Source organism: Ureibacillus endophyticus, from assembly GCF_024159215.1.
GTDB classification, from domain to species: Bacteria; Bacillota; Bacilli; order Bacillales_A; family Planococcaceae; genus Ureibacillus; species Ureibacillus endophyticus.
In genome coordinates this window covers 1,514,698-1,534,761 of sequence record NZ_JAMYWW010000001.1, presented here as the reverse complement: position 1 = coordinate 1,534,761, position 20,064 = coordinate 1,514,698, and the positions used below count along the sequence as shown (strand labels likewise).

The 20,064-nt window shown below is 32.3% G+C and carries 15 protein-coding genes; 4 read left to right on the top strand and 11 right to left on the bottom strand.

The features are described 5' to 3' along the window. Positions 1–233 precede the first annotated feature (233 nt). Together NKR20_RS07485 and NKR20_RS07480 are read right to left on the bottom strand one after the other, a co-directional pair. Entirely contained in the window at positions 234–1,598 is a 1,365-nt protein-coding gene (locus tag NKR20_RS07485) for a sensor histidine kinase (RefSeq protein WP_253424940.1), read from the bottom strand. After that, positions 1,595–2,263 carry a response regulator transcription factor gene (locus tag NKR20_RS07480; RefSeq protein ID WP_253428086.1) on the bottom strand — a complete coding sequence of 223 codons (669 nt, stop codon included), beginning with the start codon at positions 2,261–2,263 and terminating at the stop codon, positions 1,595–1,597. The genes NKR20_RS07485 and NKR20_RS07480 overlap by 4 nt, the downstream gene beginning before the upstream one ends. A gap of 203 nt (positions 2,264–2,466) precedes the next feature. Here NKR20_RS07480 and NKR20_RS07475 point away from each other — a divergent pair, with 203 nt between their 5' ends. Both NKR20_RS07475 and NKR20_RS07470 read left to right on the top strand, forming a co-directional pair. After that, on the top strand, positions 2,467–3,588 hold the full coding sequence (locus NKR20_RS07475; protein WP_253424937.1) for an ABC transporter permease: 1,122 nt from the start codon (positions 2,467–2,469) through the stop codon (positions 3,586–3,588). Beyond that, positions 3,589–4,263: an ABC transporter ATP-binding protein gene (locus NKR20_RS07470; protein WP_253424934.1), complete on the top strand. Its 675-nt coding sequence runs from the start codon at positions 3,589–3,591 to the stop codon at positions 4,261–4,263. A gap of 442 nt (positions 4,264–4,705) precedes the next feature. Here NKR20_RS07470 and NKR20_RS07465 read toward each other — a convergent pair whose 3' ends face one another. The 4 genes from NKR20_RS07465 to NKR20_RS07450 all read right to left on the bottom strand — a co-directional run bounded on the left by NKR20_RS07465 (position 4,706) and on the right by NKR20_RS07450 (position 10,932). Further along, positions 4,706–5,449: a hypothetical protein gene (locus tag NKR20_RS07465; protein ID WP_121215635.1), complete on the bottom strand. Its 744-nt coding sequence runs from the start codon at positions 5,447–5,449 to the stop codon at positions 4,706–4,708. A 13-nt stretch (positions 5,450–5,462) separates the two neighbouring features. After that, on the bottom strand, positions 5,463–6,575 hold the full coding sequence (locus NKR20_RS07460; protein ID WP_253424931.1) for an AAA family ATPase: 1,113 nt from the start codon (positions 6,573–6,575) through the stop codon (positions 5,463–5,465). Positions 6,576–7,553: 978 nt separating this feature from the next. Next, entirely contained in the window at positions 7,554–8,015 is a 462-nt protein-coding gene (locus NKR20_RS07455; protein ID WP_253424928.1) for an N-acetyltransferase, read from the bottom strand. Between the two features lie 505 nt (positions 8,016–8,520). Continuing rightward, a complete protein-coding gene (locus NKR20_RS07450; RefSeq protein ID WP_253424926.1) occupies positions 8,521–10,932 on the bottom strand; it encodes a P-loop NTPase fold protein in 2,412 nt (803 codons plus the stop codon). Between the two features lie 484 nt (positions 10,933–11,416). Here NKR20_RS07450 and NKR20_RS07445 point away from each other — a divergent pair, with 484 nt between their 5' ends. Next, entirely contained in the window at positions 11,417–12,334 is a 918-nt protein-coding gene (locus NKR20_RS07445; RefSeq protein WP_253424923.1) for a LysM peptidoglycan-binding and 3D domain-containing protein, read from the top strand. A 53-nt stretch (positions 12,335–12,387) separates the two neighbouring features. On the opposite strand, the gene NKR20_RS07440 is transcribed toward NKR20_RS07445, so the two are convergent. Next, positions 12,388–13,194 (bottom strand): aldo/keto reductase, encoded by an 807-nt coding sequence (locus NKR20_RS07440; protein ID WP_253424920.1) that lies wholly within the window; start codon positions 13,192–13,194, stop codon positions 12,388–12,390. A gap of 466 nt (positions 13,195–13,660) precedes the next feature. Between NKR20_RS07440 and NKR20_RS07435 the strand changes: the two genes are divergently transcribed. Continuing rightward, positions 13,661–15,148 carry an SLC13 family permease gene (locus NKR20_RS07435; protein WP_253424918.1) on the top strand — a complete coding sequence of 496 codons (1,488 nt, stop codon included), beginning with the start codon at positions 13,661–13,663 and terminating at the stop codon, positions 15,146–15,148. 559 nt (positions 15,149–15,707) lie between these two features. On the opposite strand, the gene NKR20_RS07430 is transcribed toward NKR20_RS07435, so the two are convergent. From NKR20_RS07430 to NKR20_RS07415, 4 genes are all read right to left on the bottom strand, one after another. Further along, entirely contained in the window at positions 15,708–16,952 is a 1,245-nt protein-coding gene (locus tag NKR20_RS07430) for a DUF4153 domain-containing protein (RefSeq protein WP_253424915.1), read from the bottom strand. Positions 16,953–17,145: 193 nt separating this feature from the next. Beyond that, on the bottom strand, positions 17,146–17,649 hold the full coding sequence (locus tag NKR20_RS07425) for a hypothetical protein (protein WP_253424912.1): 504 nt from the start codon (positions 17,647–17,649) through the stop codon (positions 17,146–17,148). A gap of 260 nt (positions 17,650–17,909) precedes the next feature. Further along, a complete protein-coding gene (locus tag NKR20_RS07420; RefSeq protein ID WP_121215625.1) occupies positions 17,910–19,418 on the bottom strand; it encodes a flotillin family protein in 1,509 nt (502 codons plus the stop codon). Positions 19,419–19,433: 15 nt separating this feature from the next. Next, positions 19,434–19,949: an NfeD family membrane protein gene (locus NKR20_RS07415; protein WP_341943281.1), complete on the bottom strand. Its 516-nt coding sequence runs from the start codon at positions 19,947–19,949 to the stop codon at positions 19,434–19,436. Between the last annotated feature and the right edge of the window lie 115 nt (positions 19,950–20,064).

Below are 20,064 nucleotides of genomic sequence, written 5' to 3'. Positions count from 1 at the left end.
AGGGGTCACTTCATTTCCTTGGACGTGTGCCTGCTTTTTTGATGTTTCGATTAACTTCTCCATCGAAAAGTTTATAGAAAAATCAATTTGAATAATAGAAAATATCACCTAATTAATAGAAGAATTGAATCGGATAATAGAAAATCTCAAACGAATTATAGAAATTTCCAAACACTTAATAGAAATCAAAGAAAAAGTAGGGAAAATGAATTCTCACCTCCCTACCCCAATTCCTACAACCTCACTGTCACGGTTGTCCCTTTTCCTAATTCACTTTCAATCAAAAATTCTCCGTTATGCCGCGCAACGATTTCCGTTACAATAGCAAGGCCTAATCCACTACTTTGATTCGTGCGGGATGCATCCACTCGGTAGAATCGTTCCTTGACTCTTTCAAGATCATCTTTTGAAATTCCAATGCCTTCATCCTGAATCGAAACAACCACTGTATTATTATCCCGATAACACGTCACTACAATTTTCCCTTTTGGCTCACTATAGCGAATGGCATTAGACAACAGGTTATCCCAAACTTGCTCCATCAAATGTTGGTCTGCATAAATTTCAATGGGCTCAAGTTCATAAATCAGTTCCATTTGCTGATCATCGAGTATCCATCGCTTCGTAAATAACAGTTCCTTCAGCTGCTGATCGAGGTAATATCTCTTTTTCTCAATCGGTAAATTCTTTTGATCCAGTGAGCTGAGTAACAGTAACTGCTTTGTCAGTGCTGACAACCGTTTCGTTTCTTGCTCAATGATTTCCAAATATTGTATACGCTCTTCTTCTGTATTTTCCGCATCTTTTAATACACTTGCATAGCCTTGGATATTCAGTAGCGGCGATTGAAAATCATGGGATACATTATTGATAAAATCCTTTTTTAACTGGTCATTTTCCTTCAAACGCTGGGCCATTTTTTGAAATTGAAAAGCGAGCTGACCCAGTTCATCCTCCCGATAAATGTCTAATTGTATATCATAGTTTTCCTGGGCAATTTGTTCCGTTGCTTGTTGTAATTTCTTTAATGGCTGAACGAGTTGGCGCGCCAATAAAACCATTGCGATAAAAATAATAATGGCACAAATTATTAAGAATCCAACAATCAAATAATGCATTTCCGTAAACATCGATGCATTGTCCATGCGAATAAACATGGCGTAATTTTTATTTTCAACTTGAAATGGGACACCGATTGTATTTTGTACATCATTTGCGTAATGATTAAAAATGGAAAAATTTTGCTTATAATTACGGATGCCGTGATAAATATCATTTGAACCGATAAGAGACGTCATCTCTTCATTTATTGTCATATCAGCAAATTTAGCACCATAACTTGTTACCTTTTTGCTTTCGTCAACGATTACAAGCTGATAACCTAATTTCGCAACCGATTGAAAATAGTTATCCAAGCTTTCAACAGGCATTGTTTTTACTATGTCAACTACTTCTTGTGCAATTTCTAAATGTTCCTTATCTGTATCAACCCTAATTTTATTATTATAAAGTTGTCCAAGTAAAAGCATTGATATCACAAGACTCGCAATGATGACTAATAATGTCACAACAATATATTGTTTATATAATGTTTTCATTGGATTTCCTCAACCTTATAGCCAATTCCCCGCACCGTTAGAATTTTTACATTAGCATGAACTTCCTCTAAACGGGAGCGTAACCGTTTTATATGAGTTGTCAGTGTAAAATCATCTCCATCGTAATCATAGCCCCATACTTGTTCCATTAATTGATCACGGGAAAAGACCATATCGGGTTTGCTACACATAATGCTTAATAGCTCAAATTCCTTCAAAGGTAATAGCAATACTTGTTCCCCTACTCTTACCTCAAAGGTTTGGCGATTAATTAGCATATTGCCAAGTCGAATATGATTTCGTTCAAGCTTCTCAGAGCGTCGTAAAATGGCTCGTACACGAAACAGCAACTCTTTCGGCTCAAAGGGTTTTACCATATAATCATCTGCTCCAGCTAAGAAACCCTTTTCTTTATCTTCTAGGGACATTTTTGCCGTTAGCATCAATACTGGAATACCTTCCGTTGCTAATCGTTCCGTTAATGCAATCCCGTCCATCTTCGGCATCATGACATCTACTATGGCTAAGTCTAATTCGTGCTCAGTTACGACCTCAAGTGCTTCAAGACCGTTGCTTGCAAATACAGGTTCAAAGTCTTCTTTTTTAAGGTGAATACCAATGAGTTTATGAATAAATGGATCATCATCTGCAACTAAAATACGCATATTCGTCACAGCCTTTCTATAAAATACGTTGCGTCAAACAGTTCCAAATCTATTTTTACATATTCAAAATTAGACTTTAAATTGCTTCATTCTATCTGTCAACCTAAATTAAATTTCAAAAGTTTATATAAAGTTTATATTCATAACCTATACTTCAATTCGACAAATAGTTTCAAATTTCTATGTCACAGGAGGAAAAGACATTGTTTTTAGCAATTAAAGAAATGAAGCATTCGAAAACACGCTTTGCAATGATTGGTGCAATTATTATGTTAATTGCATGGCTTGTTTTTATTTTATCTGGTCTTGGTAATGGGTTATCCTCATTAGCTGCCGCAACAATGAAAAATATTGATGGGGATTTATTTATTTATGAAGAAGGCTCTGCAGCTGCCATGATGAAAACTAAAGTAAGTGGAAGCATTGCAGACGATGTTGAAGGAAAATACGGTGTTGATGAAGCTGCAAAATTCGGACAATCCACAATTATTGTACGTAATGAAAAATCAGCAGATGAACAAGAAAAAAATGATGTAACATTTATCGGAATTGAACCTGGTAAATTTATCGAACCTACAGTTGTTGAAGGTAAACAATTAGATCCAAATGATCAATTTGGTGTTTTAATCGATGAAACGCTACATGAAAAAGGTTATGAGATTGGTGATACGATTATTGTGACAAGTTCAAATTTAGAACTTAAAGTAATCGGTTATACAAAAGGCGAGACATTTAACCATTTACCTACAATTTTTGGACATGTTGAAACGTGGCAATCTTATGCATTTGCAGCGCCTGGTGCGGATAATGGTTTAGTAGATCCAGTTTCCATGATTGCATTACAAGGTGAAAATATTGATGGCGAAAAAATTCAAGATAACTATGATTTAATTGAAACATTCACGAAATCAGAAGCAATTATGGGAATGCCTGGTTATAAAGAAGAAAGTGGAACAATTTATATGATGCTTGCCTTCTTATTCGCGATTTCAGCTGTAATTATTGCCGTGTTCTTCTACGTTTTCATTTTACAAAAAACACAGCAATTCGGTGTAATGAAAGCAATTGGTGCTTCTGACCGCTTTATTAAAAACTCAATCATATCACAAGTATTTGTGTTATCACTTGTTAGCATTATTGCAGGGATCATATTAACGTATTTAACAGCGCTAGTATTCCCGGAAGGCATGCCATTTAGTTTAGACTTTAAAATGGTGATTTTATATGCCGTTGTCTTATTAATTGTATCTGTTTTAGGTTCTGTCATCTCAGCACGTCGAGTATCGAAAATTGATCCTTTAACAGCAATTGGGAGAGTGGAATAAATGAGCTTAGTACTTAAAAATGTAAACAAATCATTTAAAGAAGGCGATTCAACAGTAAATGCATTAAAAAATGTATCCCTTACTGTAAATGCTGGTGATTTTATCGCCATTATCGGTCCATCTGGTTCTGGGAAAAGTACATTACTTTCCATTGCTGGAGCGTTACTTCAACCAACTTCAGGTGAAGTATTAGTCAATGGTACGGATATCGGGAAAATGAAAGAAAAAGATCTTTCAAGTTTTCGTTTAACAGACGTTGGGTTCATTTTACAAACGTCAAATTTAATTCCTTATTTAACAGTATTAGATCAGTTATTACTTGTTCGTAAAATGAAATCAAAAGTAACTGAGAAAGATAAAGAATTTGCAAAATCGTTATTAACGAGCTTAGGTCTAGGTGAAAAATTAAACAAGTTCCCTAATGAATTATCCGGCGGTGAGCGTCAACGTGTAGCGATTGCCCGCGCATTTGTGAATGACTCACATATCATTTTAGCCGACGAGCCAACTGCAAGCTTAGACTCAAACCGTGCCTTTGAAGTCGTGAAGCAAATTCGCAAAGAAGTAAAAGGTCGTAACAAAGCCGCTGTCATGGTAACCCATGACGAACGTATGCTTGAGTTTTGTGACAAAGTATACCGCATGGAAGATGGCGTATTAACTCTACAAAAATAATTTATTAAATTGGCTACTTGAGTTCTTTTATGGACTTGGGTAGCTGATTTTTTAATCCAGCAGAATATATTTTTCTATACCTCTCTCCTACTATCAGAACATAACTGAATCAGTTGAACTTACTTTTTGTATATGAAATCTCCGTTATTAAAACATTTACAAAAGATATTTATCTCATTTCATTCGCAAATATTTAAGTTAAAATGATATTTAGAAACGTTTAACCATGCTTTTGAGTTGGTTAAAATGACAAAATAAAAACCCTTGTTAATACCAAGAGGCCTTAGTTCTACTTAAACTATATTATGAAGACAACCGAACTTCCGGAAGCAACTCTACCATTTATTTTGATAAAAGCATATATGTGTGTTCCATAAGTTTTAAGATTTAACTACTTATAAAAGTTAGAATAGATTTTTCATTTTCTAATTTTGAATATACACTATTTTATAAATCCATATTCATCATAAAGATGCAAAATACCTGTATTAATCACCCAAATAAGTTCATTTTTTTCTAAATTCTCTGATTGTCTTTTACATAATAAAACATGTCCATCTGTTCCATCGCATTCATCTATTCCAACAATTGAACAAAATTTTTTGGAATGCAGTTTAAATAACAAATTCGCAATCTCATTATCTATATCTTTTATATTTTTTATACATGTTCTAGAATCAACATACGCTTTATACTCACTAATTTTCCCTCGCCGATTTCGAACCAAATCTATATGTATTGAATAATTAATAAATTCATCTTCGTTAAATGAACTTAAATCATTATACGATTCAACCATTGGATAATTTAAGTATAATTTACCTAGCTCAGTAGAATTAGAAAAATTACTGAGCAATTCTTCTAATTTCTCCAACGAATATTGAGGATCATGTGGATCATAATCGAATATTAAAATTTTATCTTTAAAATCATAATCGTTTAATAACTGATCGCCTTCTAATCCTAAATAATCATTTAAAAATAAGGGAAGATCAATATAATCATAGACAATCTTCCCATCAGTGTCTCCAAAATCATTTCTTAAACGATTATAAAAAGCGTATATATTTGTTCTGTAAGCAACTATTTCAACATCTTGCATTCCATATAAACTATAGAAATGTTCAAATAATTCCTTTTCTACTTTTTCACCCTCAACAACAAGTAAAACCTTGGATTTTCCCAAAATTAATCACTCACTATCTCCCATTAAATTCACCACTTTGGTAAAGTTTTTCTAAATTATGACCTTGTCTTAACTCTCTTAAAGATGCTTCTGCAATGGATGTTATTTTATTCGGAATCATTATATAATAACAATCTGGACGCATATATTTATTACTCATTAAATCTGTATTATGAGTCGTTATTAATATTTGACAATCATTTAAGCTTTTAAATTTTTCTAACATATATTCTGCTAATTCAAAATGGAAATTAGCATCAAATTCATCTACAAATAAAAATTTAATTTCACTTAAACAATGGATAATCCAATATAATGAAGTTAATGCTCTAGTTCCACTAGAAGCATGCCCAATGAACTCTAAGGGTTTCTTATAGTTGAAATATAATGCTTTTTCTCCATCAGGCTTTTCCCCTACCTTCAAATCTATTTCCAAACCTGCACTTTTTAAAAATTTAACAAAATCTTCTACTAAATTCTCTTCAATAATACTTGTTATAATTCTGTTTTTTAATATTCTTGGTCCCTTGAACCTCACAATATCCTCAGATGGTTTAAGCATTGCCATCCCGGAAACAAAATCACTAAGTTTTTTTAATACATTAAGATCTTTTAATTTTGAGTTTGTTAAAATATACCTTAGTATTGAAATTTCACCATTCCATTCATCTAAATTTAAATTTTCTACATCTTTATATTTCTTCAGATTATTAAAATTTCCTTTATTTTTTTTAAAGTCGTATTCATATAAGATTTCATTTTCGAATTTTAAATACTCATACTTAAGCTTATTTGGCTCATATTTCTCATAAATATACTCCACCTTAATCTCATGAATTTCGAAAGTATATTCAAAACGAGCATGGTCCTTTTGTGAATTAGCATTTAAAAATGCAATTGAACTAATATTTTGGACGTCATTCGGTAAAATTGTATTTCTTATATCAAGCAAAGCCTGACCAAAGCTTGTTTTTCCAACTGCATTTTTTCCATACAACATAGCTTTAAATATAGTATTATTATTTATACAATCCTCATTAAACTTATAATCACGCACTCTAGAAAAATCAATTGAAACAGGTTCATCAAATATTTTATAATTTTCAACTTTAAATTTATGGAGCACTTTATTTCCCCTCCGTAATTTTTTTACGTCTCTATAGTTTATGATAACAAAAATCTTTCTATACTTCTATTGTAATGAATGATTACTTTTTTTATCCTTTATATAGGAATATTAAGGGCTTTCAATTCCCAATACATATCATTTGGGCGTCCATATTCACTCCTTCCACTAAAGACATAAAATTGAAATACTATTAACCAGGTCTAAACGAATTAACATCTCCCTCTTTTTTTCTCAGAAACTTCTATGCTACGATAATAAAAGAATAGCAACCAAAAAATTGGATACATTTAAATGGTTAAAAAATGAAGACTTTGGTACAAGTAGCATTATTCTCAATAATTTTAGGTACGACTATTTAAGCTACAATGCTTACAGTAGAAAAAGAAATACACTATGGGATTTTACCGATGCGCATAATAAGAATTTTGGAATATTCTGTTCTTTTAACACTCTGACTGAATAAATAAAAAGAACCCCTTAAGCAGTAAAATGCTTAAAGGGAGTCAACCTTAACAAACATATTATAAATCTAAAAAAATCTGCTAGATTATCTAAATAGTGCAAATCACGTAGAAAGCAAACGAAAACTTCAAAACATTTACGGAAATTAATATAAGTATTAAATACTTTATATTCAGAAGAAAAAAATGATTAACATAATTCTATTAAAGAACTTTGGTATTTTCGTTGTTCGAAATGCCCAAATAATAGATATAAGTTTTTTTGTTTGAAATTCTCTTTTCTTTATTCCTATGTTGAACAGTTACATCTTTTATTAGAATCTGTGTACTACTATTACTATTCTTCATAATTTAATAACCTAAATTTGAATAGCTACACAATAACATCATTAATCTTCTGCACCATTCGAAAGAAGTACGCAGCTTGGCCATATGGTGAATCTTTGGCAATTATACCTGCTTCTTTTTATGAATGGCTTTATAGGATGTAAAATTACACCCACTTTTAATCCATTTATCTAATGTTCAAATATTTAACCATAGCAATTTCATCACAGTTATTAATTTTTGGACAGTTTACACAATCAGTCCAAACCTTTTCGGGTAAGTCATCCCTAATGGCCATTTGGAATCCTAATTTTTTGAAAAATTCAACTTGATACGTTAAAGAGATTAATCTTTCTACTCCTAATTTCGGACTTTCTTCTATAATATGTTCAACCAAAATTCGACCTATTCCTTTTCCTTGTTGGTCAGGATGAACAACCAAAGAACGCACTTCTGCTAAATCTCTTCCTAAAACATGTAATCCGGCTACTCCAACAACCTTGTCATCTTCCTTAACAACATACAAACATTGCAACTGTTGATATATTGATAATAATGGTCGAGGTAAAACAATCTCTCTATCAGAATAGTATTTAATTAATTCATAGATTGCATAGACATCCTCAGTTCTCGCATTACTGATTCGCATACCATATCTCCCATACTCTATTTTTCAATATTCTAAAAATAACATATTATAAATATGCAATAAATAGTTTTATTACGCAATTACTTTTTCATTTTTAGAATATACGAAATAAAACAAACATAACGATATGTCCTTTAACAAAAAGGAACTTTCTCTGTAAAAGGAATGACTCGCAAATTAGAATAGTCAACTAACCAACTGTAAAACTTTGACATCATGCATTTTAAAGTAGTAAGGTATTCAAGAAAAAGTAAAAAACCAAAACATTGCTCATGTCACGATAACCCATGACAAACAAATTCTTGTGTTTTGAGTCTTTAATTGGTTACTTGAGTTCTATATTAATATCAAGATATGATATAAGAGTAAAATTATTCTTGAACAGAAATCACAATATAAAATTTAAATTTATTAGTTTCGAATAGACTTACTTTAATTTATGTAGTACCCATTATATTGAAATGCTGTCCTATAATTTCTCTAGGTAGCATTCACTATAAATTAATTACAAAGGCAATTTCTTCTGCTTTTTAAACCGGTGCTCTTCTACTTTTAATAATTCATCTGCTTCATAAAAATTAATTTTTTCCTCTTCATAACTAGCTTTAATTTCTTCAATTCTATTAGGATCTTCTATTTCAATTAATAGTTTTAATCGATCGAATTCTTCTTGATTGATTTTTCTACTTCTAAATTCTGTATTGACAAATGGACGATTCTCAATTTTAACTTCTTTAGTACATTTTAAGATTTCAGTAACTTTCTCTATAAAAATAATGATAACGTCTAAATCTTCAATTGTAGTTAAAATTCCAAACTTCTGATGTCGTAACTTTACTTTCTCCAAATATTTTAGTAAATCCCTAAATTTTAATAATATATAGTCCGAATTATTTAGAAAGTCTTTTATATCATAAAAATACTTATAAGAATGAATGTACCCTAAACTAGTTAATGAATGAATATACTTATTTAGAAACACCGCAAACTCTTCTTTTTTACTTAAATTTCCCACAACTTGTAAGGAGTTTAAATGATTCAGAATCCTTAAATATTCTTTGGTCGTATGTAGGGGACAATAATTCATGCATTTTATTACCTCTAAGTTAAATTCATTATTAGTATTATTGAAATAATAATCAATCAATTTTATTTGAATATCATTGTCAATATTCGCTACCTTGAAGCATTTGAATAATTCTAAGAAATTTGAAGTACCAAATTTAAATATAGAAGTATTGTCTAAAACAATTTTATCTGAATAGTAAAAATAATTCCAAAAATCTTGAAATGCCTTCTTTTGCTCTACTACTGGTTTAGATAAAACATCCTCACTAAATTTTTTTACTGCAAATTCAAAATCAGTAAATATTGATTTTCCTTCATATAACAGGTGCCAAATAATTCTATCTATCTTCTCGTTAGCATGTTTTACCTTTTCTAATCGTTCACTTAGTTGATCTTCATCTTTAATATTTTCATGGTTTATTATTTCATAATCGAATAATTTTAAAATCCCATAATTTTCTTGATTTTCTGTGTCAATAAAAATCTCTTTTAGCTTCTCTGAAGTGATATGGTTTTCTTTAAATAATTGTATTAACTGAATAATAGTATATTTTTTATCATTTACCTTAAATTTTAATGTTTCTAATAAGCTTTGACGAATATCTAATTTTTTATATGCTTCAGAATACAAATGTTTTAGAATATAAAAACTAATTATGGTTTCTTTATGGTTGGTATACAAATCTTTTTTCATTTTAAGTGTCATTAAGAGTTCACTTATCATTTGTTTTACTTTTCTTATAGGAGTAAATTCTACATTAACAACAAACTCTCCTTTAAATCCAAAAAATTCCTGTAACACATTAAAGCGATGATCTTGATACCTAAGAAAATTAAAATCTTTTATAGATAATATAGACTCATCAATTTCCTTCATTACAAACTGTAATACTTCCCAAAAATGAAGCTCGGTAAGATTGATTTTAAAAGGAATATACTTTTCTAAATAATCTGCTTTAAAACCTAATTTTTCTATAACCATCTCATCATATTGGTAAATTATCTTTATATTCTCATTTGAAATCTTTTCAGAAATTGAGAAGATTTCCTGAATAACATCTTTATTTGAGATTCTATCTATATCTTCATATATGACTAATATTTTTTTATCAAGCTTTTTTAGTTCATTTTGAAATTCATGTAGTATTTCAGATTTGGAATTACTATTTAAAAAAATTAGGTTAGTTAAATCTTGTATCTTAGAGAAAAATGAAGTAGACTCAATATTATTTTTCATTTTATTTGCATACTTTGGTAGAATCTTGTTTTTATACATCACTTCTTCAAAAGCCCTTATTAAAGTAGGTTGCATTTCATTTAAATTACATGTCATTAGATCTATCTCAATAAATTCATATTTATCTTTAATTCTCTCTTTAAGGGCATTTATAATAAATGATTTTCCTGTCCCCCATCTTCCATTTAATCCAATTATTTCGAAATTCTCTAAATAACTCAATAATAAACTTAAATCCTTCTCTCTTTTAGAGATTAAGTTTAATTTACTATTTTTCTTCTTTTCCCTAGTCATACCACTCATAAATACTAAATAGGATATTATACTCAATATTACTAATACTATTATAAAACAAAGTTGATCTAATCTGTTTTGAGTAATGCTTCCTTCTTTCACTAGAATAATTGTGCAATATACAATAAATACTGCAAAATTGATCGTTAGTATGGAATAATATAAGCTGTGATTTTTAGATAAAGCAAAATTAGTACTAACTAAGATAAAAACTACCAAAAATACTATTAAATAGTATATCCAGCTAATTTCAATTGAGTTAAATAATAAAAATGCTACTAAAGCGGAAATAATCGCTTTGTTGACTATTGATTTCATAAAACCTCCTAAATTTCTAACTAGTTTGTTATCTTAATAAAAACTTCCTTATTTAGTTCTCTTTTTGCCCTAAGATTGTAAATTAGAAGGAAGGAATAACAGACAGAATACTATCCTTTTTAATCAAGACTGTACTTTATCAATAAGATACAATTCTAACAGTGTCAAAATTAAGTTCTTTATTTCATTTTCTTTAAACGGTCAAAGTTTAAGTGCTTACTTATTCTAATTTTATATTTTCTAGGTCTTCTAGTTATCCTTTGTTTTAAGTATAATATTTACCAATTTCTTCTAACAACTAAAATAATTTTTATTAATTCCTTATATATTATTTCAACTATTATTTACTCCTTTCCACATAGACATAATTTTGAAATATAATCGCCATGGAAGTAAAGGAATTAACATCCTCCTGTTCTTTTTCTTAGAAAATTCTATGCTACGATTATAATAGATTAGCAACCACAGAATTGGAGGCAAAAAAATGTTTAAAAAAATGATGTCAATGGTACCTGTTGCAGTACTCTCAATAACTTTAGGTACTTCTGCACAAGCAGCAACGATTACAGTAGAAAAAGGAGATACGCTTTGGGATTTATCCCGAGCGAATAATACAACTGTTGAAAATCTTAAAAAGTTCAATCATCTAACAACAGACCTGATACATCCTGGAGATGTACTAACGATTGTTACGGAAAAACAATATACAGTAAAAAATGGTGATACATTATGGGTTATCGCCCGCGATCATCAAGTGAAAGTTTCGCAAATTAAAGAGTGGAACCAATTACAATCTGATCTTATTAAACCTGATTCTACACTAGTTATTTTTGAAGGTTTAAAGAATAATAATGTTATTGAAAAAACGTTGAAACCTGTTGCATCAAAATCACAGGAAAATAGTCAAAATGCAACAGTTCCCCCAACAAGTAAAGTGGATACTCAGCCAACTGCACCTACAACAAATAAAGTAGAATCTAAGGAACCTGCTCCATCTATTGAAAAAGCAAATACTGAACCAACCGCTCCATCAACAAATGCAGAGACTAAAGCACCTGCTCCATCTACAAATAAAGTAGAAACTGAAATTGCACCAGCAGACAATGAAGCTGTTAAAGAAATCACAGTGGAAGCTACAGCCTATACTGCTTCATGTGAGGGTTGTTCAGGGATTACATCTACTGGAATTAACTTAAAAGAAAACCCAGATGCAAAAGTCATCTCAGTTGACCCAACTGTTATTCCACTAGGCAGCAAAGTATATGTGGAAGGCTATGGTGAAGCAATCGCAGGAGATACTGGTGGTTCAATTAAGGGCAAACGCATCGATGTCTTTGTACCGACGAAACAAGAGGCAAATGATTTCGGGGTAAAACAAGTAAAAGTTAAAATTTTAGACTAGTATTCTCTAAAAAGAGCTTCCTCTCAATTTGAGGAAGCTATCTTTTTATACAGTTATAGGTTTTCAATTTTTTCTACATCAGCAGTAGTTAATTCAAAATCGAAAATATCTAGATTCGCTCTTTGATTTTCCGGATTGTGTGATTTCGGAATAACGACCACACCGCGCTCTATTTGATATCTCAATAAGACTTGAGCACCTGTCTTATTGTAGGCTTTACCGATTTCATTCAAAACTTCTTTTTGATGGTCTTCTGCTTTCATAGGTCCCCATGCAACAGGTGTAATCCCCTCTTCTTTACATATAGCAAGAAGTTCTTTGTTAGGTTGTTTTAAGTTAATTTGAATTTGATTAACAGCCGGTTTCACTTTCGCAAATTCTTTCAACTCATCCAGATGATGTTTTTCAAAGTTTGAAACCCCGATTGCTTTTAGTTTACCAGCCTCATAGTATTCTTCAAAGACTTCCCATGTGTTTTTTAAATGTTCTTTGTTTTCAATCGGGAAGTGAATCAGAATTAGGTCTAAGTAGTCTGTTTGGAAATTTTTTAGACTATTATCGATTGCTGCACGAGTCGCATCCTTAGAAGAAACATATTCTTCGCTTGCTGGAACTTTTGTTGTAATAAATAATTCCTCACGAGGTACCGTACTTTCTGCTAAAACTCGTCCAACTAGATGTTCATTTCGATACATAATCGCTGCGTCGATTGAGCGATATCCCAACTCAAGTGCTGATACGAGTTCAGGAATTTCATTTGTTAACGCACCATTATAGTCGTTATTTAATTTTCCATACGTATTTGTACCTGTACCAACAATTGGCATTTTTACCCCGTTGTTCAATGTAATATATTCCATAATTTCTGCACTCCCCCTTTATTCACTACTAATATCATAACAAAATAAGGAAATATCAGAAAGGGATATGAAATATGCTAATGATCTTATAAAGTCCTAGTCTTTAGTTGATCAAAAACCTCTTCTCATTCAAATTTTTTATTGAAAAGCACTCAATCGTACCCAATGAAAATAGTTGATGAACTATAAATATCTATTAAAAAAATTATGTAAATTATTATTTTATACACATAATCAGTACAACGTTTTGAATTCCCTTAATTATTCACTTTGTTCAAACTTTTATATATGAATTTAAATATATTTTATCTTTTACGATAAGTTCGACAATTGTTCAATAACTACCCAACTCTTTTTCTCAAAAATTGGTAATATAAAAGTATAGTTATATACTTTCCTAATATAATACTAAAACTTTTCTTCGTAAGTATTAGGAATGGATTTGCCAATTAAAGGAGGCAGTATTATGACAACAAAAAAAGTTGGAGAAGAAATAAAAAAAAGAAACTTAAAACCTTTGTGGATTGTTGTTGCGTTTCTTTCCCTCATTATCATTTGTTTACTCCCTAATGATGGCAGTACTTTACCTATTGTAGGTCAACGTGCACTTGCCATATTAGCCTTTGCCGTCATTTTATGGGTGACAGAGGCAGTATCTTATCCAGTTAGTTCTGCAATGATTATTGTTTTACTTTCTATTCTATTAGGATTGTCTCCATCAATGGATGATCCTTCAACTACGATGGGAACATCCAATGCTTTGAAACTTGCTTTAGGTGGTTTTAGTAGTTCATCAGTAGCATTGGTAGCTGCTGCACTATTTTTAGCAGCTGCTATGCAAGTGACAAATTTACATAAACGACTCGCCCTTTGGATCTTATCAATGGTTGGAACAAAAACGAAATCCATCGTTTTTGGGGCAATTTTAGTCTCAATTATTTTAGCTTTCTTCGTCCCAAGTGCAACTGCTCGTGCTGGTGCAGTCGTACCAATTTTATTAGGGATTGTAGCAGCTTTTGGTTTATCCAATGAAAGTAGATTAGCAGCACTTCTCGTCATCACAGCAACCCAAGCAGTATCTATATGGAATATCGGAATTAAAACAGCTGCCGCACAAAATTTAGTTGCCCTTGGATTTATCAATTCTGAATTTAATCAAGATGTGACATGGATTGATTGGTTCATTTATGCTGCCCCATTCTCAATTTGCATGTCAGTCTTATTGTACTTCGTCATGATTAAACTAATTAAGCCAGAAACAGATACAATTGATGGTGGTAAAGAAATCATTCATCAACAATTGCGCGAATTAGGACCACTAAAACGTAAAGAAATAACATTAATTATCACAAGTATAATTCTATTGTTTTTATGGGCAACAGAAACAAAATTACATCCGTTTGATTCAACTACTGTAACTATTGCAGCAATCGCTTTCTTACTATTACCAAAGATAGGTGTATTCAATTGGAAAGAAGCCTCTGCCAAAATTGACTGGGGTACGATTATCGTCTTCTCAGTAGGGATTTCTTTGGGAACTGTACTACTCAATACAAAAGGTGCGTTGTGGCTGTCTGATGCGGTATTTGGATCGATTGGGTTAGATTCTATGCCACTGGTAGCAACGATTGCACTCGTGACAGTATTTAATATTATCATTCACTTAGGTTTTGCCAGTGCAACAAGTCTTGCTTCCGCGCTCATCCCAGTTTTAATTGCGCTTGCCTCAACTTTACCTGATGTGAACAATATTGGTTTTGTCCTTATTCAGCAATTTGTTATTTCCTTTGGGTTCTTATTACCTGTAAGTGCACCACAAAATATGCTTGCTTATGGTACAGGTTCTTTTACAACAAAAGACTTCTTAAAATCCGGTATACCACTTACGATTGGTGCCTATATCCTCGTACTTATCTTAAGCGCAACCTATTGGAAATGGATCGGTCTTCTATAAACTAAATAACTTCTCTTAAATAGAGCCTTAAAGATTGAAAAATACTTTAAGGCTTTTTTATCAACATCGTAACATAAGAAACCCCCCCGATATACAGATATTATATTTAAAGTGCTATTAATCAGGGAGCAAATCATCAAAATTTTGAGGGCGAATTTAAGATAGCTTGAAATACCTGCTACTAATACGTTTCATACTAACCTATCCTTCTACCATTCCATTAAAAGATTTCCTTCACATCTACTGGTATCTCTCACATGTATAAGGTATTTCAGGTTGGTTCTTGAACAGTACATATAAGCTGCTCGAATTCGATCATCCTACCGCGCGACTCCTAGTATTAAATCAAACATTTCCTTTTCACTTCTCATGACAATTTCACCTCTTTTATCCAATATACAATATGAAAAGGAGTTGTCTGAAAAGTCATTTTGAGACAGCTCCTTTGTGACGAGGATGGTGACAACCACCGCAGGAACAATAATTCATAAGAGATATTTATCAAGAAAGAAAAGAGGTGTCCAAAAAATTATTACTTTTTGGACACCTCCTTTTAAAATTAAAAAATAATCGGGAACGTAAATATGACGATAGCTGCCCAAATTCCGTAAACAGGGAGATATTTTGTCACCGCATCTTGGATTGTGGGAGCTCCAGTTTTATTTCGAAGGAAACGGATATAGGAGAACATAATCCAAATGAGATTTGCCCAAATCAGGATGTTCGCGCCTAGAACTGCAAGTCGATTCGGTGTAATCCCATAAGATGAAAGCCTAAAAACAATCGCTGACAATGCAACACTATCAATGAGTAACGCAAGTACAATTAAAGCCACATTGATATAATCTGAAATACTTTTCTTCTTACTTGTGTCATTCTCTGTAACAGAAAAGATAGTTACAGCCAATACACCAAGTAGGATTCCATTAAAAGCGATGAGGAAATCACGATCCAAGAATGGATTTTTTCCGACCCAAATTACCGTTATAAGATAAACCACCAATGTCACAAGGACAAGTGGACTAAAAATTTTCGCTAAATAAGGAGTAATGTTTTTTGCCAGTTTAAGATTCATTGATACAAGGTATGCAGCCACAACAGCGAGAGCCGCAGCACCAAATAACACAACATTACTAAAATAGAAGTTTTCTATATCCAAGCCGACAAAGCTAAATAAATTTAACGTTAATAATGCTAGCACCATTCCACTTACTGCCATACTTGCGTAGAGAATGCCAAATTCCAAATTAAATTTAATATAGGCTAATCTTGTATTCCCTTTTGCAAAATGATTCCCTGTAAAAGCAAGGCCCAACACGACCCATAAGAAGATGGGCATGTGTAAATAAACAAGAACAATACTATCACTATAATCTAATGGTAGCGTATTAATATACACTCCCGAAATAACGAACAACGCTGCAAGGGAATAAATAATACCTTTTTTCGGTCTATTCTTGTAAACAAAATATGCAGCAATAAAAGGAATGACCCCGAAAGCTATGTTGATTGGAGCAATGGACTCCTGTTCAACAAAATGAAAAATAATCCTCGAGCTTATCCCGGCAAGAATTGCGAGAAGCCCCATGAATAAGAACCCTTTTTGAAGCAAAGGCGGTTTTTCAGTATTTGTTGACTCCTTAAAATGCAATCGTTCATACCAAACACGAAGAACTTCGGATTCAGGATGTTGTTCCCATGCGAAAGAGAATAACTTTTTAAACACTTTCGGATCATTTCGATACAATCTCTCCAGCTCATGAGGATTATCAATATGTTCAGCAACCAAATTATTGTTATCCATCGTTCAACCTCCTCTTAGATTTATCTTTCTATAATTTAATAATATGATTCTAATTCAAAATTTATCGTTTTACAATAAATTTTTGTTAATTTAGATTACATTTTTATTATTTAACAAATAAAAAAGCATTCCTCACTCAAAAGGAATGCGCTAAATCTAAACACAATATGTATTTTGCTTCTGTATTTATTACTTATAAAAATTCGTATCCATTTCTCCAAACTATGTTCCAATAAACAGTCAATCCATCTTCTTTAGGATCATAATTCATTAGTTTCACTGTGATTGACCCATTTTCCAATTGTATATTCCTCGACAATTCTTTACCATCACGATTGTATACTTCTAAACTTACTAAAACATCTAAGTTAAAATCTTCTAGTCCGGTAATTAAAAATTGATTATCGACCACATTAGTATTACCTCTAGCATGACGATAAGGAGGATTTTCTTTAATTATTTTTATTATTTTTTTATCAATTTCTTTAATTCCTTTTTCAATACCTGCATTTACAGCATTTTTTATTAGAAAATAAAGTGATGCAAGAAGGATTGCTACAACAATTGCGATTGATGCATAAAACCAAGTAATATTGTTATCGATGTTGTGTTGATAAATTGCAACTATTTCTTTTAACCCTTCAAATTTTATTTCTAATTCATCTACTTTTTTTTCAATTGTATTTGTTGTCTCCACCTGCATAAATTTCCCCTAACCTGTAATATATCACAAGAAAAGTATATCATTATAAATAATTGAAAAAAAGTGAGGCTAGTACCCTTATTACTGCATATTGAATAGGTGGATAAAAAATTGTAATTTCTGAATCAAGTGGTCTCAATTTTTTGCTTTAATTACTACTATAATTTGCGACAACAATTCGAAAAAAGTAAACGGGCTTGCGAAATGCTTGCCCGTTTACTCGAGAAATCAAATGGTCTGTACACTATTTATTTTTACACCAATTGCTTTTCTTCTTTTTCTTCCTGTATTTCCTTCACTTCTATCGGCTGTTGCTTTCCAACAAAGCTTTCTAATAAATCTTTCACATCAATGCCAGAGGACGCTTTTAATGTTTCTTGTAGGGAGGACATTAGGTTTGTTGCGTAACTTGTAACACGGTTTGCACCGCCACCTTCTCCATTGCCAGTGTCGACCACCGTAATTTTGTCGATGTTGGATAGTGGGCTTGCGATTTCTTTTGCGTATTGCGGCATCATGCGAACAATCATATCCAGGACAGCGGCTTGACCGAATTGTTCGAAGGCTTCTGCAATTTTACGTTTTGCTTCGGCTTCTGCTAAACCTTTCAGACGAATGATTTCTGCTTCTGTTTCCCCTTGTGCACGTTCAGAGTCGGCTTTTGCCAGACCATCTAAGCGGATTTTTTCCGCTTCGGCTTTTGCTAGGGCTTCAATACGATATTTCTCTGCATCGGCCTGAGCTAATTCTTTCATTTTCACTGCGGCTGCATTTTGCTCGATGGCATAACGGTCAGCATCGGCTTTTTTCTTCACTTCTGAATCGTATTGTTTCTCACGGCGTAAAATCTCTTTTTCTTCTAATTCGATTTGCTTTTGACGTTCAATGATTTTGACTTGCATTTCTTGTTCCGTTACTTCTTGTTTTGCTTTTGCTGATTCGAGTTCATAGGCTTGGTCGGCACGTGCTTTTGCTCTGTCTTGTTCGAGCTTGTATTCTGCAATTTTTAATTGATTTTCTTTTTCAGCTTCCGCAATTTCAGTTGCACGTTGTAGTTCTGCTTTTTGTGCTTCTTTTTCTGCTTCTGCTTTTTTTATACGTGTTTCTTTTTCTGCCTCAGCTGTCGCAATATCTGCATCACGTTTTACTTGGGCAATTCGAGGTTTCCCTAATGATTCTAAGTAACCATTTTTATCACGAACATCTTTTATCGTGAAAGATACAATGACTAACCCCATTTTCGCCAAGTCTTGAGAAGCCACACGTTGAACTTCTTGAGAGAATTTATCACGATTTTTATAGATTTCTTCTACAGTCATAGAGCCTAAAATTGAACGGAGGTGACCTTCTAATACTTCTTTTGCTTCATTTTCAAGCTCGGATTTATTTTTCCCTAAAAATTGCTCTGCAGCTGTGGCAATTTCAGAGATGGATCCGCCAATTTTGATGATGGCCGTTCCATCAGCCATAACTGGTACACCCTGCTCTGTGTATACTTCAGGTGTTGTAACTTCTAGTTTACTAGATAATAGACTAAGTGGCTCGGATTGTTGGAATACTGGGAATACGAAAGTACCGCCACCACGAATAATTTTAATTTTATTTCCTGATTCATCGGAATGTACATTTTTAGAACCTAGGAAACTACCAGTCACAATTAAAGCCTCATCTGGACCGACAGTTTTGTATTTCGCAATATACACCGCAACAACGGCCGCCAGAACAAACACAACAATTCCAATCACAATAATAGTCGTTAACATAAAACTCCCCCTACCTTAGAATAGAAATTGAATCGCTTCGTACTTTTTTACGTAGATGGTGCCTTCTTTTGCTTCAATGATTAGCACTTCTTCGTCATAATCAATCGCTTCATTGTCATAACCAGTTGCACGTTTTGTAATAATTCCGTTGACAGATTCAATAACAACTTCTCCAAACCCATTTTCAGGAATGGGAACAATCACCCTCCCCACTTGACCACAAAGGGATTCTTCCGTATATGCAAGCGAACTTTCCGCTGAACGAATTGGAACGAGTAAGAAAAAATAAATAAGTGCACTAATTCCTGCAGAGAGAATACTAGCTAGAATGAATGTAAGCAAAGTAGATACTGAGGTAAACTTTTCGAGTAAAAACCCTGCTGCTGAACCGATTGTGAAAAAGCAAAGAATGACTGCTGGGTCGATAAAGGGTATTCCCTCAAAAACTCCATCAAATAGTTCAGAGAATAAGAGATAAACGATTGCTAAACATCCTGCAATGATCATGACAGTTAAATAAATGGACGCCACTACCAATTTCACCTCCTTTTTTATGTTGTTAATTACTATACGAATGAGATTAGTTTTGGTTTCGAAATATTTAGAAATTTTTTAATAAAGATTCACAAATCTTAATTTAATGGTA